The organism is Pseudomonas sp. AIG (genome assembly GCF_977020205.1).
This window is the reverse complement of sequence record NZ_CDROCK010000015.1, coordinates 48,093-63,273: the sequence shown is the minus strand read 5'-3', so window position 1 is coordinate 63,273 and position 15,181 is coordinate 48,093. Positions and strand designations below refer to the sequence as shown.

General features: G+C 59.9%; 12 protein-coding genes. 3 read left to right on the top strand and 9 right to left on the bottom strand.

The window, feature by feature from the left end; genetic code table 11:
- Positions 1–35: 35 nt before the first annotated feature.
- Positions 36–2,072 carry a TonB-dependent receptor gene (locus tag ACWR1S_RS11760; RefSeq protein ID WP_454563595.1) on the bottom strand — a complete coding sequence of 679 codons (2,037 nt, stop codon included), beginning with the start codon at positions 2,070–2,072 and terminating at the stop codon, positions 36–38.
- Between the two features lie 335 nt (positions 2,073–2,407).
- Here ACWR1S_RS11760 and katG point away from each other — a divergent pair, with 335 nt between their 5' ends.
- Complete coding sequence (katG, locus tag ACWR1S_RS11755) at positions 2,408–4,678, top strand: catalase/peroxidase HPI (RefSeq protein WP_454563594.1); 2,271 nt, start codon at positions 2,408–2,410, stop codon at positions 4,676–4,678.
- Between the two features lie 394 nt (positions 4,679–5,072).
- Here katG and pepN read toward each other — a convergent pair whose 3' ends face one another.
- The 6 genes from pepN to ACWR1S_RS11725 are packed head-to-tail and all read right to left on the bottom strand — an operon-like array spanning position 5,073 to position 11,589.
- A complete protein-coding gene (pepN, locus tag ACWR1S_RS11750; RefSeq protein ID WP_454563593.1) occupies positions 5,073–7,730 on the bottom strand; it encodes an aminopeptidase N in 2,658 nt (885 codons plus the stop codon).
- 10 nt (positions 7,731–7,740) lie between these two features.
- Positions 7,741–8,571 (bottom strand): DUF2797 domain-containing protein, encoded by an 831-nt coding sequence (locus ACWR1S_RS11745; RefSeq protein WP_454563592.1) that lies wholly within the window; start codon positions 8,569–8,571, stop codon positions 7,741–7,743.
- Positions 8,568–8,828 (bottom strand): YeaC family protein, encoded by a 261-nt coding sequence (locus ACWR1S_RS11740; protein ID WP_007919229.1) that lies wholly within the window; start codon positions 8,826–8,828, stop codon positions 8,568–8,570. Before ACWR1S_RS11740 ends, ACWR1S_RS11745 begins: the two co-directional genes overlap by 4 nt.
- 33 nt (positions 8,829–8,861) lie before the next feature.
- Positions 8,862–9,731, bottom strand: a complete 870-nt coding sequence (locus ACWR1S_RS11735; protein WP_454563591.1) for a rhomboid family intramembrane serine protease — start codon at positions 9,729–9,731, stop codon at positions 8,862–8,864.
- On the bottom strand, positions 9,728–10,699 hold the full coding sequence (locus tag ACWR1S_RS11730) for a metallophosphoesterase (RefSeq protein ID WP_150650489.1): 972 nt from the start codon (positions 10,697–10,699) through the stop codon (positions 9,728–9,730). Before ACWR1S_RS11730 ends, ACWR1S_RS11735 begins: the two co-directional genes overlap by 4 nt.
- Positions 10,699–11,589 (bottom strand): NAD(+) kinase, encoded by an 891-nt coding sequence (locus ACWR1S_RS11725; RefSeq protein WP_003224174.1) that lies wholly within the window; start codon positions 11,587–11,589, stop codon positions 10,699–10,701. Before ACWR1S_RS11725 ends, ACWR1S_RS11730 begins: the two co-directional genes overlap by 1 nt.
- 115 nt (positions 11,590–11,704) lie before the next feature.
- On the opposite strand from ACWR1S_RS11725, the gene ACWR1S_RS11720 reads away from it, so the two are divergent.
- On the top strand, positions 11,705–12,655 hold the full coding sequence (locus ACWR1S_RS11720; protein ID WP_454563590.1) for a DUF1853 family protein: 951 nt from the start codon (positions 11,705–11,707) through the stop codon (positions 12,653–12,655).
- 104 nt (positions 12,656–12,759) lie between these two features.
- On the opposite strand, the gene ACWR1S_RS11715 is transcribed toward ACWR1S_RS11720, so the two are convergent.
- Together ACWR1S_RS11715 and ACWR1S_RS11710 are read right to left on the bottom strand one after the other, a co-directional pair.
- A complete protein-coding gene (locus ACWR1S_RS11715) occupies positions 12,760–14,043 on the bottom strand; it encodes an arsenic transporter (protein WP_016987132.1) in 1,284 nt (427 codons plus the stop codon).
- A 165-nt stretch (positions 14,044–14,208) separates the two neighbouring features.
- The gene (locus tag ACWR1S_RS11710; protein ID WP_454563589.1) at positions 14,209–14,766 is read right to left on the bottom strand and encodes an NADPH-dependent FMN reductase; all 558 of its coding nucleotides are present in this window, start codon (positions 14,764–14,766) and stop codon (positions 14,209–14,211) included.
- 184 nt (positions 14,767–14,950) lie between these two features.
- Here ACWR1S_RS11710 and ACWR1S_RS11705 point away from each other — a divergent pair, with 184 nt between their 5' ends.
- Positions 14,951–15,181 (top strand): hypothetical protein, encoded by a 231-nt coding sequence (locus tag ACWR1S_RS11705; protein ID WP_007910567.1) that lies wholly within the window; start codon positions 14,951–14,953, stop codon positions 15,179–15,181.

The following is a 15,181-nucleotide window of genomic DNA, read 5'->3' as shown; positions in this document are numbered from 1 at the left end:
AATAGAGATCAAAAGATCGCAGCCTTCAGTGATTATCAGAACGTCGTCCGCAAGCCGACCTGAATGCTGCGCCCTTCTGCCGGCGCAATGTCGCGCAGGATCGAACTGGCATAACGCACGGTTTGATTGGTCAGGTTCTCGGCATTGACGAAGGCCAGCCATTGGCTCTGACCGACATCGAAGTGATACCCGACATTGGCGCCCAGTGTGGTGTAGCCGTCAGTACTGCTTTCATTGTCCGGCACGCGATGTTGTGAACTGGCGTGTTCGACATCGATGCGCGCCTGCCACTTGTCCAGTTCCCACAGCAGCCCGGTGTTGAGCCGCAGCGGCGCGATGCGCGGCAAATCTTCGCCAGTGTCGAGGTTCTTCGCGCGGGTGTAATCGCCGGACAACTCCAAGGCAAACTTGCCGTAGGCGCTTTCGCCGAGTTTCCAGTGGTCCTGGGCTTCAATGCCGCTGAAGCGCGCCCGCACGCCGGAGTAGGTGTATTCCGGGATGCCGTCGGCGTCCTCTTCGCCCTCGTCATTCAGCGTTCGGCCCGTGCCGAGCAAGCCGATGTAGTTGGAGAAGTGGCTGTAAAACACACCGACACTGCCCTTGTGCGTACCATTGTCGAAGCGCAGCGCAAGGTCACTGGACACGGCTTTTTCTTTCGACAGCCCGGCATCGCCGACTTCATAAGTGCCGGTCGCGACGTGGGCACCGTTGGCGTAAAGCTCATAGAACGTCGGGGCGCGCTCGGTGTAGCCCAGCGTCGCGGCCACCGACCAGATCGGCGTCAGCGTGTACACCGCACCGGACGACAGACTGCCAGCGGTGAAACTGCTGGATCGATCGGCGCTGGCGAAGCGCTCGTTACCATTGGCGTCCGGATCGACCGTGGTGTGCTCAAGGCGTCCGCCGAGGGTGAACAGCAGTCGGTCGGTGGCTTGCCACTCTTCCAGAATGAACAGCGCAGCGGCATCGGTATCGGTCTGCGGTACAAACGCTTCCTCGCCGAGTGCCGAGAATTCGTTGCGGCTGACCTGCGCACCGATTACGCCGTTGAACGGCCCCAACGGCTGGTGCCGCGCCTCGACCCGCGCCTCGTAACCTTTGTTCTTGAACGTCGTGCCGACCTCGCCAGCTTCGATTTCGCGATGCTCGTAATCGGTGTAACCCGCATCCAGCTTGATCGAACTGAACGGCCCATCGAGATTGCGTATCTCCGAGGCGAAGGCGTAGTGCTCCTGTTGCATGCGGATGCGCACGTCTTGTTCAGCGGGCGAACCGTAGTTGGAATCGTAGTTGCTGTAGGACAGGCCGGCGTATCCGTCATCCCAAGTGTAAGACCCGCCGACAGCGCCGCCGTCCTGGCGACCATCACTGTTGCCCAAACGATGCTTTTTCGAATCACCGTCGTCGTTTGCGCGTTCGCGGCTGGTTTTCGCGTAGCCGGGGATTTTCAGGTCATTGAACTCGCGGGCACTGGCGTCCAGATGCAAGGCGAATTGACCGTTGCCAGCCTCGAGTTTGCCGGCACTGCTGCGCGTGGTGTCGGCACCGCCGTAGCGCAACTCACCGGCGCCACGGATGCCGTCGATAGCCTCGGTCGGAATGCGGTTATCAAAAGTGTTAACCACTCCGCCAATGGCACTGCCGCCGTACAGCAGCGCTGCCGGACCACGGACGATTTCCACGCGCTCGACGTTGACCGGGTCCAGCGGCACCGCGTGATCGTAAGACAGCGACGAGGCGTCCAGCGCGCCGACGCCATTGCGCAAGATACGGATGCGATCACCGTCCTGACCGCGAATGATCGGCCGGCTCGCCCCAGGCCCGAAGTACGACGAGGACACGCCGGGTTGCTTGTTCAGGGTTTCGCCGAGGCTGCCCTTCTGTTGGAAGGTGAGGTCGTCGCCGCTGAGAACGGTCGAGGGCGAAGCGAGTGTCTGGCTGCCGAGCGGATTGCCGGTGATGACTTGCGGTTGCAGTTCGAGGGTTTCAGCGGCGAACACCGGGGATGCAAAAAGCAGCGCGGCGGCCAACGGATTGAGGCGTCGTTGCAAGGGTTTAGAACGGGCAGGCATTGCAGAATTTCCATGCGCTGAAAAGTGAGAATCGCTGCCAGCGTTTTGCTTTAACGCTGGTAGAAACAGAATGAAACGAATTTTATGTTATACAATAACATTTCTTCCTGTCATCCCGATTTTCACTTTTTGTTTTTTTGCAGAGGCTCAACAACGCCTGTTTCAAGCAGGCAGCCGCTATCGGCTGATCCGTGAAGTGCTCCGAAAAACGCTGAAAGACTTTGCCTATCAGCCTCCAATAGTCGGCCTATTAGCTGACTCTCCAAGTCGGGTCTAGCCTTACTAGTCCGAAGTCGGCACGAGCCGGCCGTAGCAGACCTGATAAGGACCCGAACATGGCAAACGAATCGAAATGCCCGTTCAACCACGCCGCCGGTGGTGGTACGACGAACCGTGACTGGTGGCCGAATCAACTCAACCTGAAAATCCTGAGTCAGCACTCGCCCAAGTCCGATCCGTTGGGCAAGGACTTCGACTACGCCAAAGCCTTCAAGAGCCTCGACTTTCAAGCCCTGAAACAAGACCTCAATGCGCTGATGACCGACTCCCAGGACTGGTGGCCGGCCGACTTTGGCCACTACGGCCCCCTCTTCATCCGCATGGCCTGGCACAGCGCCGGCACCTATCGCACCGCCGATGGCCGTGGTGGCGCCGGTTCCGGTCAACAACGTTTTGCGCCACTGAACAGCTGGCCGGACAACGTCAGCCTCGACAAGGCCCGCCGCCTGCTGTGGCCGATCAAACAGAAATATGGCCGCAACATTTCCTGGGCTGACCTGATCGTTCTCACCGGTAACGTTGCGCTGGAATCCATGGGTTTCAAAACCTTCGGTTTCTCCGGCGGCCGTCCCGATGTGTGGGAGCCGGACGAAGACGTCTATTGGGGCTCCGAGCACGAATGGCTGGGTGGCGACAGCCGCTATGGCAAAGACAAGTCCGCCATGCAGGAGCCCGGTGACGGCACGCTGGTCGCCGAGCCGGATTTGCATGGCAAGGAAGAGAGCCGCACCGATCAGGGCGAACGCAATCTGGAAAATCCCCTCGCTGCAGTGCAGATGGGCCTGATTTACGTGAACCCGGAAGGTCCGGAAGGCAATCCGGATCCGGTCGCTTCAGCCCACGATATCCGCGAAACCTTTGGCCGCATGGCCATGAACGATGAAGAAACCGTGGCGTTGATCGCGGGCGGTCACGCCTTCGGAAAAACCCACGGCGCCGGCCCTGCAGATAACGTCGGGCCTGAGCCGGAAGCGGCCGGCCTCGAAGAACAAGGCCTCGGCTGGCGCAACGCGTTCGGCACCGGCAAGGGTGGCGACACCATCACCAGCGGCCTCGAAGTGACCTGGACCATCACGCCGACGAAGTGGAGCAACAACTACCTGGAGAACTTGTTCGGCTTCGAGTGGGAATTGACCAAAAGCCCGGCCGGTGCGCATCAGTGGATTCCGAAAAACGGCGCGGGTGCCGGTACCGTTCCCCACGCCCATGATCCGAGCAAAAAGCTTTCGCCGACCATGCTCACCTCCGACCTGGCGCTGCGTTTCGACCCGGCTTACGAGCAGATCTCGCGGCGCTTCCTCGCCAACCCGGATCAATTGGCCGACGCCTTCGCCCGTGCCTGGTACAAACTGATCCACCGCGACATGGGCCCGTTGTCGCGCTACCTCGGCCCGGAACTGCCGAACGAAGAACTGTTGTGGCAGGATCCGCTTCCCGCTGTCGCTCACCCGCTGATCGACGACGGCGACGCGACTGCGCTGAAAGGCAAAATCCTCGCATCAGGGCTTTCAGTGTCGCAACTGGTCTCGACCGCTTGGGCTGCAGCCTCGACGTTCCGGGGTTCGGACAAACGTGGCGGCGCCAACGGCGGTCGTCTGCGTCTGGCACCGCAGAAGTTCTGGCAAGCCAACCAGCCAGAGCAACTGGCCAACGTGCTGCAAACCCTTGAGGGCATTCAGGGCGAGTTCAATGGCGGCGGCGCTGGCAAGAAAGTTTCGCTGGCAGACCTGATCGTGTTGGCGGGGAATGCCGGGGTCGAGCAAGCGGCGAAAAACGCCGGCCACTCCGTCACGGTGCCGTTCACCCCGGGACGTACCGATGCCAGCCAAGAGCAAACCGATGTCGACTCGTTCGGCTTCCTCGAACCGATTGCCGATGGTTTCCGTAACTACAGCAAGGGCAAATACACCGTCTCAGCCGAGGCGCTGCTGATCGACAAGGCGCAACTGCTGACCCTCACGGCGCCGGAAATGACTGTGCTGCTCGGTGGTTTGCGGGTGTTGAACACCAACGTCGGGCAGACCCGGCATGGTGTGTTCACTTCGCAAACTGAAGCGCTGACCAACGACTTCTTCACCAACCTGCTGGACATGGGCGTGGAGTGGAAGCCAACGTCACGGGATGCGGATGAGTTCGAAGGACGCGACCGTAAAACCGGTAGCGTGAAGTGGACGGCGACGCGGGTGGATCTGGTGTTTGGTTCCAACGCGCAATTAAGGGCGTTGGCTGAGGTGTATGCCAGTTCGGATGCGAAGGAGCAGTTTGTTAAGGACTTTGTCGCGGCTTGGACGAAGGTCACCAACCTGGACCGGTTTGACGTGAAGTAACTTTCAGTCAAAAAAAAACGCCGCATTGATTAATGCGGCGTTTTTTATGTATATGGCTTGGGCTTTGTGTTGAGGCTTACATCTTACCCCCTCACCCCAGCCCTCTCCCCCAGGGGGGCGAGGGGGAAAGGGAGCCGATCTTCATGCTGTTCAAAACCTGAGTTCGACTCCGGACTTTCACGTCGGTGTAACTCGAACATCCACCCCGGTCAGTCCCCTCCCACTGGGAGAGGGCTAGGGTGAGGGGCTTTTGATCTGTTTCAGAATCTGAGTTCGACTCCGGACTTTCAGGTCGGCGTATGGCGCAAAGACACCTCGGTCAGTCCCCTCTCCCTCTGGGAGAGGGTTAGGGTGAGGGCCGGTCCACCGCTGGAACACCGACGCCAATACACCATCAAGCCAGACTTTTGCTCACCACCTCATACACATCACTCGACAACTGCCCCGACGCCCGAATCCGCTCCAGCTCAGCCTTCATCAACGCCTGACGAGCGCCGTCGTACTTGCGCCAGCGGGTCAGCGGCGCCAGTTGACGCGAAGCGATCTGCGGGTTGAAGCCGTTCAGCTCGATCACCAGATCCGCGAGGAAGCGATAACCGGAACCGTCCGCCGCATGGAAGTTGATCAGGTTCTGCCCGGCAAACGCACCGACCAGTGCACGCACCTTGTTCGGGTTCTTGATGTTGAACGCCGGATGCTGCATCAGCGCCTTCACGCGTTCCAGACCGCCCGGCAGAGTGCTGCCGGCCTGCACGCTGAACCACTGATCCATAACCAGCGGGTTGTCCTTGAAGTGCTCGGCGAAACTGGCCAGCGCCAAGGCTTTCTGCTCTTCGAACGGCGAGTTGACCAGCACCGCCAGCGCGGTCAGGCGCTCGGTCATGTTGTCGGCGCTTTCGAACTGCTCCAGCGCCGCCGCCAGGACTTCCGGCTTGCCGCTGAGCATCAGGTACGACAGCGCAATGTTCTGCAGCGCACGACGAGCGAAATGCTCGGCTTCGGCGACGTACGGGGTTTTCTTCGACAGATCACGGTTGGCCTGATAACGCAGCCACAATGCCTCGAACAAACCTTCCGCCAGTTGCTGACGCGCGAACTCACGGGCGATATGGATCGCATCGACATCCGCCACTTCGCTGATTTCAGTGAGGTACGCCTCACCCGGCAACGAGAGCATTTCCGCGACCATCGCCTGATCCAGCGACTCATCCGACAGCACCGTGCGCAGTGCCGAGACCAGACGCGGATCAAGCTTCAGGCTCTCGCCCTTCTGCTGCTGGCCGATCAGTTCTTGCAGCACTTGCACCGACAGTTGCTGGCCGGCATCCCAACGATTGAAACCGTCGCTGTCGTGCTGCATCAGGAACATCAGTTGATCGCGGTTGTACGGGAAACTCAGTTTCACCGGCGCTGAGAAACCGCGCAGCAGCGAAGGCAGCGGCTGTTCAGCGATGTCGACGAAGGTGAAAGTCTGTTCAGCTTCGGTCACCGAGATCACCCGGGTGGTGCCTTGCGCCGATGCTTCGCCGCTCAGACGCAAGGCAATTTCGTTACCTTTGCTGTTGAGCAGGCCGAGTTCGACCGGGATCACGAACGGCAGTTTTTCAACTTTGTCCGGGGTTTCCGGGCAGCTCTGGCGGAAGGTCAGGCTGTAGGTTTTCGCGGCGGCGTCGTACGACTCGCTCACGGCCAGACGCGGCGTACCGGCCTGGCTGTACCAGCGTTTGAACTGGGTCAGGTCGACGCCGTTGGCATCTTCCATCGCTTTGATGAAATCGTCGCAGGTGACCGCTTGACCGTCGTGACGCTCGAAGTACAGATCGCTGCCCTTACGGAAACCTTCAGCGCCGAGCAAGGTATGGATCATGCCGACCACTTCCGAACCCTTCTCATAAACGGTCAGGGTGTAGAAGTTGGAGATTTCGATGAAGCTGTCCGGGCGCACGGCATGAGCCATCGGGCCGGCGTCTTCGGCGAACTGGTGGGTACGCAGGTACGCCACATCCTGAATGCGCTTGACCGTGGCCGAGTTCATGTCGGCCGAGAAGCCGGAATCACGGAACACGGTGAAGCCTTCCTTCAGCGACAGCTGGAACCAGTCGCGGCAGGTCACGCGGTTGCCCGACCAGTTGTGGAAGTATTCGTGAGCGACGATCGCTTCAACGCGCTGGTGCGCGGCGTCGGTGGCGGTTTCGGCGCGGGCCAGTACGGCGCTGGAGTTGAAGATGTTGAGGCCTTTGTTCTCCATCGCGCCCATGTTGAAGTCGTTGACGGCGACGATCATGAAGATGTCCAGATCGTACTCGCGACCGTAGACCTCTTCGTCCCAGCGCATCGACTTCTTCAGGCTGGTCATCGCGTGCTGGCACTTGTCGATGTTTTCCGGCTCGACGTAAATGCGCAGCGCGACGTTGCGGTTGGTCATGGTGGTGAAGGTGTCTTCGACGCACCACAAGTCACCGGCCACCAGCGCGAACAGGTACGCCGGCTTCATGAACGGGTCTTCCCAGGTTGCCCAGTGCCGGCCGTCTTCGCCCGGGCCCGAGGCAATCGGGTTGCCGTTGGAGAGCAATACCGGATAGCTGTGCTGTTCGGCGACCACGGTGGTGGTGAATTTGCTCATCACGTCCGGGCGGTCGAGGTAATAGGTGATCTTGCGGAAACCTTCGGCCTCGCACTGGGTGCAGAACATCGTGCCGGACTTGTACAGGCCTTCCAGTGCGGTGTTGGTTTCCGGGTGAATCTTGACGCTGGTGTCGACTGTGAACGTTTCCGTGGTCGGCTGCAGAGTCAGATGGTTTTCGGTGACCTGGTAATCGCCGTCAGACAGTTCTTGATCGGCCAGTGTCACCGAGAGCAATTCCAGCTGCTGGCCATCGAGTACCAGCGGCGGCAGGCCCGGGCCACGCGCCGGGTTGCGGCGCATGACCAGCTGCGCGTGCACCAGGCTGTGATCCTCGAACAACTCGAAGGTCAGGTGTGTTTCGTCGATCAGGTACTCGGGCGCCTGATAGTCCTTCAGGTAAATCATCTTCGGTTGTTCGGTGCGCATGCTGGCGTCCTTATTGATGCACGGCGAGCTGATAAGCCGTGTACTTGCGAATATTGATCACGCCGGTATCGAAGATCAGGTACTGGCCCTTGATCCCCAGCAGCGTGCCTTCGGCAATCGGGTTCTTGTCCAGGTTGAAGCTGACGATTTTGGCCGGGTATTGCTCGACCGGATAGCGGATTTCCAGCGGTTCGACATCGGCAATGGTCTGAATCGCCTGCAGGCCGAATCGCTCTTGCAGGCCTTGCAGGCCTTCGGCGCAGCTTTCAAATAACTGGTCACGCACCTGCGCCAGATCGACCGCCACCGCATCGCCCTTGAGCAATGCACGCCAGTTGGTTTTGTCGGCCACTTGGCTGCGGAACAAATCTTCGACGAAGCCCGACTGCTGCCGCGTCGAAACGCGCATGATCGGCAAGGCCTGACACGCGCCCTGATCGATCCAGCGGGTCGGCAGTTGCGTTGCACGGGTGATGCCAACCTTGATGCCCGACGAGTTGGACAGGTAAACCACATGATCGGTCATGCAGAACTGCTCGCCCCACGCAGGATCGCGACAGGTGCCGGCCTCATAGTGGCAGCGCTCCGGACTCATGATGCACAGGTCGCACTGCGCCAGTTTGGTCATGCACGGGTAGCAATAGCCCTGACTGAAACTGGTCTTGGTTTTACGCCCACAATGGGTGCAGTGGATCGCCCCCAGGTACTCCAGACGCACCGTGGTGCCGATCAACGGGTTGACCGGCACCTCGACGTCATCCAGACGAAACGCGTATTGCACATTCGGCCCGTCCAGGCGCGCCGACATTTTGCTGATTGCACCGCGGCCAATCTCGATCAATGGATGGCATCCGACTTGAACAGGATGTTCGGCACTTCGATCGACTTCGATGCACATTCCTGCGGGCCCATGTAACCGGTGCGCTGGTCTTCAGGCAGGTTCTGGATTTCCCAGGCGATCATCGCCTGCAATGACAGCTCGCGCTGTTCGGCGGTGAGTTTGCCGCCATCGGACCATTTGCCAATTTCCACGGCCAACTTCAGGCTCTCGTAGATGTCCGGGGTAATGTTGTTGATCATGTCGTTAAAAGAGGACATCAGGGTCTCCGTGCTCTTTATCTACAAAAAATTTCAGGCGGCCAGTTTACGGCGGTTATACAAACCACCCAACAAACCGGTGAAGCATCCGATGAGTAACCCGCCGACGTGGGCGGCGTTGGCGATTTCGCCGAAACCGATCATCGAGATCAGCCCGGACATGCACACCAGCAACCACACCAGCATCATCACCAGCACGCCGCGTGGCAGGCGATAGGCCGGGTTCGGTGCCAGCAGCTGGAAGATCCAGCAATGCCCGAGCAAACCATAGAGCACGCCGGACAGGCCGCCAAACAAGGTCGCGCCGCTCCAGGCAAATTGCGCGTAATTGGAAACGAGGCTGAACAACAGCGTCAGGCCAATCAGGTTAATGCTGCCCTGACGCGACTCGATACGCCGGCCAAGCTCCCAGTACCACATGCCGTTCATGGCCAGATGGAGGATGCCGAAGTGGATCAGCATCGGCGTGACCAGACGCCACCACTGCCCCGCCGCCAGGCTATCGGCCAACGGCGTGAAATGAATGTATTCGCCGACTACCTGAAAATCGAGGAAGGTCAGCCAGCGCAAGGTCTGCAGGTTCTCACCGAGGTAGGTCAGCCCGCCGACAATCAGGCACAGCAACAGGATGAACCCGGTGGCCTTGGCGTATTTCAGTTGCTCGGTGAAGCTTGGGCGCTTCAAGGCCGGCGCGACGGGGATGTCCATTTGCTGATCGGGATCACCCGCCGGGAAGCGTTCGTACAGCGAGCGCACGTCTTCGCTGATTTCCGCCGGTGCCCACAACACTTGCTCGCCCGCCTCCTCGCTGACGCGATGCGGCACCTGCATGCGTTGCAGCAGTTTGACGAAACCGCTCAAGTCCACCGCCAACGGCAGACGTAATACCGCGACCGCACTCATTGCAGCACCTCCGGCCGCTCGACATCGACCCAGACAAATTTATGCGGATCCAGACGTGTTTCCTGATCCAGACGATAGGCGACCAGTTTGCCGTAGAGCACCGCGCTGTAATCCAGACACGCGAGGTTCGGGCGGATCGGCGCCGGTTTGCCGCTGCGCCAGTAGTGGCCGACGAACAACAATGGCTCGTCAACGCCGTAACGCAGCAGGTTATTTTTTTCGCTGGAGGTCAGCGGCTTCTGCGCCACCGGTTCCGGCAGTGCATCCGGCTGGAAAACGATATCGCCGTAGGTCTTCGGATCGTCTTCCCAGAACTTGGTGCGGAAGAACGAACGCACCAGGCCATCGCCGCTGGTCATGGTCAGACCATCCGGCAGGCGCATGTCGGTGCCGCGCAGCAGGCGGTCGAATACGGTACAGGCGAAGCTGTCCGGCACCGCCGAGGCCTGCAGGAAGTGTTCATCAATGCAGCCATTGGGGAACAGCGCGCGCAATGGCTCGATCAGGCCAGCATCCCAACAGGCATGCACGACACGGAAACGCCCGGCATCGACAAACAACGGCAATTCGTAGAACCAGCGCTGGAAATCGTGCCAATCGCCGGGATGGTCTTCGAATTGAGTCAGGGTCTCGTGCAGAAGGCGCGCGTGGCGCGGCGTGTGTTCGCGGACGAACTGTTTGCCGCTGCCCGGTAGCGCCGGGGTGCTCCAGCCCAGTGCGTTGAACTCGTGGTTGCCCATGATGCACAAGGCCTGACCGGCCTCGACCATGTCGTGGACGATGTGCAGCGCCTCGCGAATGCGCGGGCCACGGTCGATGATGTCACCGACAAACACGGCCATGCGCGATGGATGCCGCCAGACCCCGCCCTGCTTGTGATAACCGAGACGGTCAAGCAAGTGTTCGAGGGTCAGGGCGCATCCGTGCACGTCACCAATCAGGTCATAACTGCGCGCGGGATCGAGCATCAGTCGCCTCCACCGCCCAGCTTGCTGCCCCAGCCGAGCTTGGTGCGGCAGACTTCATAGTAGTTGTGGTCGAGCGGATGAATCAGCCGCAGTTTCTGCGCTTTTTTGCTGACGGTGATGGTGTCGCCCGGCGCGCAGGTGAAATGGTTCTGCCCGTCACAGGAGACTTGCGGGTAAATCTGCATGTTTTTCGACACGACGATTTTCAGCTCACTGTTGCCATCGACCACAATTGGCCGGCTCGACAACATATGGGGGTACATCGGCACAATCACAATGGCGTCGAGCTTGGGATGCATGATCGGTCCGCCGGCAGACAGCGCGTACGCGGTGGAACCGGTCGGCGTCGCGACGATCAGGCCGTCGGCCTTCTGGCTGCAGACGAACTGGCCGTCGATGTACAGCTCGAACTCGATCATCCGCGTCGATTTGCCCGGGTGCAGCACGACATCGTTGAGCGCATCGCCCTGACCGATGGCCTCGGCATGCCGGCGCACTTCGGCTTGCAGCAGGAAGCGGTTTTCCACCAGGTAGTGGCCGTCGAGCACCTTGGCAACTTCGACTTCCAGTTCGTCCGGGCGAATGTCGGTGAGGAAACCGAGGCTGCCCCGGTTGATCCCCAGCACCGGAATATTGTGTTTGGCCAGCGCCCGCGCGGCGCCGAGCAGGCTGCCGTCACCGCCGACGACGATGACCATGTCGCAGACTTCACCGAGCATCTTGCGCGACGACGTTTGCAGGCCGTGGCCCGGCAGCACTTCAGCGATGGTGTCTTCGAGGATCACATGCAGGTGCCGGTCGAGCAGAAACCGTTTCAGTCGGCGGACGGTATCCAGCACCTGGGAACTGCCCAGGCGACCGATGATGCCGATATTACGAAATTGCTCCATGGGACCTCTGCGGACAATCGAAAACGCGAAAAACCCGATTATGGGCGAAAGCGCCGGTTAGACAAAATCCTTTCAGCCTCAAGGGTGTGCTCGTGTTTACGGCTATGCTCGCAAGATGATCCTATTTCCCGACTTGCTGCAGCTGCCCCACCAATTACGCCACCCGGAAGTGCGCGATCTGGCGTGGGTGATCCTCGCCCCGCCGATGCTCGCCATCACGCCATGGCCGCAGCGTCATCCGCTGGCGGGCAGCGATTGGGTGCATGACCCGGAACGCCTGGAACACTGGTTGCGCCAGCTCGACCACGACAGTTATGGCCTGCTGCATTGGTTGTCGCAGGCGCGCACGCGGCGTCTGGGCTTGTATTACGAGCGCTTGTGGCAATTTGCGGTTCAGCATGCGCCAGGGATAGAACTGATTGCCGCCAACCTGCCGATCCGGCGCGAAGGTCATACCCTCGGCGAGCTGGACATGTTGCTGCGAGACCGCGACGGCGTGCATCACCTGGAGCTGGCGATCAAGCTTTATCTCGGTCCGCAGAATGGCCATGGGCGTGATGCGGCGCAGTGGCTTGGGCCGGGTTGTCATGATCGGCTGGACCGCAAACTGGCTCATCTGGCTGAACATCAGTTGCCGATTTCGGCGCGTGCGGAAAGTCGCGAAGTGCTGGCGGCGCTGGATATCGAGGTGTTCAGTGCGCAGCTGTGGCTGGGTGGTTATTTGCTGTATCCGTGGCCGGGACAGGCTCAATCACCGAGCGGCGCACATCCGCAGCATTTGCGTGGTAGCTGGTTGCATCAGAAGGACTGGCCGGCGTTCGTCGCGCAACGTCCGGCGGGACGCTGGCAACCCCTGCCCCGCCATGCCTGGCTGGCGCCGGCGCACTACCCGGCGGATCAGACCTGGACTTTGGAGCATTTACGGATGTGGCTGGAAGACCTCGAACCGCTGGCCCCGGCGCAGCTGATGGTGCGCCTGACCGAGAATTCGCAGGGGGAATGGGAAGAGGCGGAGCGGTTGTTTCTGGTCTCGGACCTTTGGCCGAATGTACCCGGCCAGGCCTGAGTTTGTTGGTGTTTGATATGACGCCTTCGCGAGCAAGCTCGCTCCCACATTTGGAATGCATTCTAATGTGGGAGCGAGCCTGCTCGCGAATGGGGCGACTCGGTTTAAAGGGATAAACGCAAAGCCAAAGCCGCCAACGTCACCAACAACACCGGCACCGTCAGCACAATCCCGACCCTGAAGTAATACCCCCAGCCAATATGAATGCCCTTGCGCTCCAGCACATGCAGCCACAACAACGTGGCCAGACTGCCAATCGGCGTGATCTTCGGCCCAAGATCACTGCCAATCACGTTGGCGTAAATCATCGCCTCCTTGACCACTCCGCTCGCCTGACTGGCATCAATCGACAGCAAACCAATCAGCACCGTCGGCAAATTGTTCATGATCGATGACAGCAACGCCGTCAACACACCGGTGCCCATTGCCGCGCCCCAGACGCCATGACCGGCGAAGACATCCAGCCAACCGGCCAGATACCCGGTCAGCCCGGCATTGCGCAGGCCATACACCACCAGGTACATGCCCAGCGAAAAAATCACGATCTGCCACGGTGCTTCTTTCATCACCTTGCGCGTGGAGATCTTGTGACCACGGGCGGCGATGCCCAGCAACAGCGCGGCGCACACGGCGGAAATCGCGCTGATCGGAATACCCAGCGGCTCCAGTGCAAAGCAACCGATCAGCAGGATCACCAACACCGCCCAACCGGCATAAAACGTGGCTTTGTCGTGGATCGCGGTCTCTGGATGTTCGAGTTGTTCTGGGTCGTACGCCGCCGGAATGTCGCGGCGAAAAAACCACAGCAACATACCCAGCGTCGCCGCCACGCTGACGAAGTTGACCGGCACCATCACCGCTGCGTAGCGGTTAAAACCGATGTGAAAGAAGTCCGCCGAGACAATGTTGACCAGGTTCGACACCACCAGCGGCAGGCTCGCGGTATCGGCGATAAACCCTGCGCCCATGACGAAGGCCAAGGTCGCCGCCGGGGAAAACCGTAGCGCCAGCAGCATCGAAATCACGATCGGCGTGAGAATCAGTGCCGCCCCGTCGTTGGCAAACAGCGCCGACACCAGCGCGCCGAGCAGCACCATAAAAGCAAACAGCTTGCGCCCGCTGCCCCGCCCCCAGCGCGCCACGTGCAGCGCGGCCCAGTTGAAAAACCCGGCTTCGTCGAGCAACAGGCTGATGATGATCAACGCGACGAAGGTGCCGGTGGCGTTCCAGATGATCTGCCACACCAGCGGGATATCGCTCAGGTGCACAACGCCGAAGATCAGCGCGAGCACGGCGCCAAGCGTCGCGCTCCAGCCGACGCCGAGGCCTTTGGGTTGCCAGATGACAAGGGTAATGGTCAGCAGGAAAATCAGTGACGCAGCGAGCATCCGCAACAGCCTTAAATTAAGTAGAAGAGCTAAACACTAAAACCTGTGGGAGCGAGCTTGCTCGCGAAGGCGGACTGTCAGTCACCCATGATGTGTGGCTGACGGCCCCTTCGCGAGCAAGCTCGCTCCCACAGGATCTCTGTTGTGCCAGGGATTTCGGTGGAGTTACTTCTTGTGTTGCTCTACGAATTGTCCGTACGCATTGATAAAACTCTGCAGAAAAGGTTTCACCGATTCGCTCAATTTGCCTGCCTCGTCAAACGCCGAACCCGCGCCGCCCAGATACGCTTCCGGCTGCTGCATGCATGGCACATCGAGAAACACGAACGACTGGCGCAGATGCTGATTCGCCCCGAAACCACCAATCGCGCCCGGCGACACACTGATTACCGCGCCCGGCTTGCGACTCCAGACACTCTTGCCATAAGGCCGCGAGCCGACGTCGATGGCATTCTTCAACGGTGCCGGTACTGAACGGTTGTACTCGGGCGTGACAAACAGCACCGCGTCGGATGAACCCACTTTTTCCCGGAAAGTGCTGTAGGCTGCCGGCGGTGAATCACCGTCGATGTCTTCGTTATAGAGTGGCAGATCGCCAATTTCGACAATCTCAAGCTTCAGGTTGGCCGGGGCCAGCTCCGCCAGTGCCTGGGCGACCTTGCGATTGATCGATGCTTTGCGCAGGCTACCGACCACTACGGCGACGTTGTAGACATTGCTCATGGAAGACTCTCGATGGTCCGTGGGAGGAGCCAGTAGTTATAGATGATCCGGTGACGATTCCACCAGCACACAAGGGGAAATTCTCGCGTGCTGATTATTTTTTTCCTGTAGGAAAACTTACAGGCCTTGATGGCGGTCTACCAAGCCGCAAATCAAGCGTTTTATCTCCAGAGGTTCTAAGCAGATGGCAGCAGTACTCGTCGGTCAGTTCCATGCAAGAGATGCGGAAGGCCGCGTTTATTCCGTGCATGAGTTCCAGGAATCCAACCCGTCGGCAGACGGTTCCACTGGCTCGGAGCCGATTTACAAACTGGCCATTGGCGATCGCGTCAACAAGGTCAGCGAGAACGAGTTTCTCCTGGTCCAGTCAGGCATCACCCTGACGCGTGAACCCGAGCCAACCGTCGCTTCATAA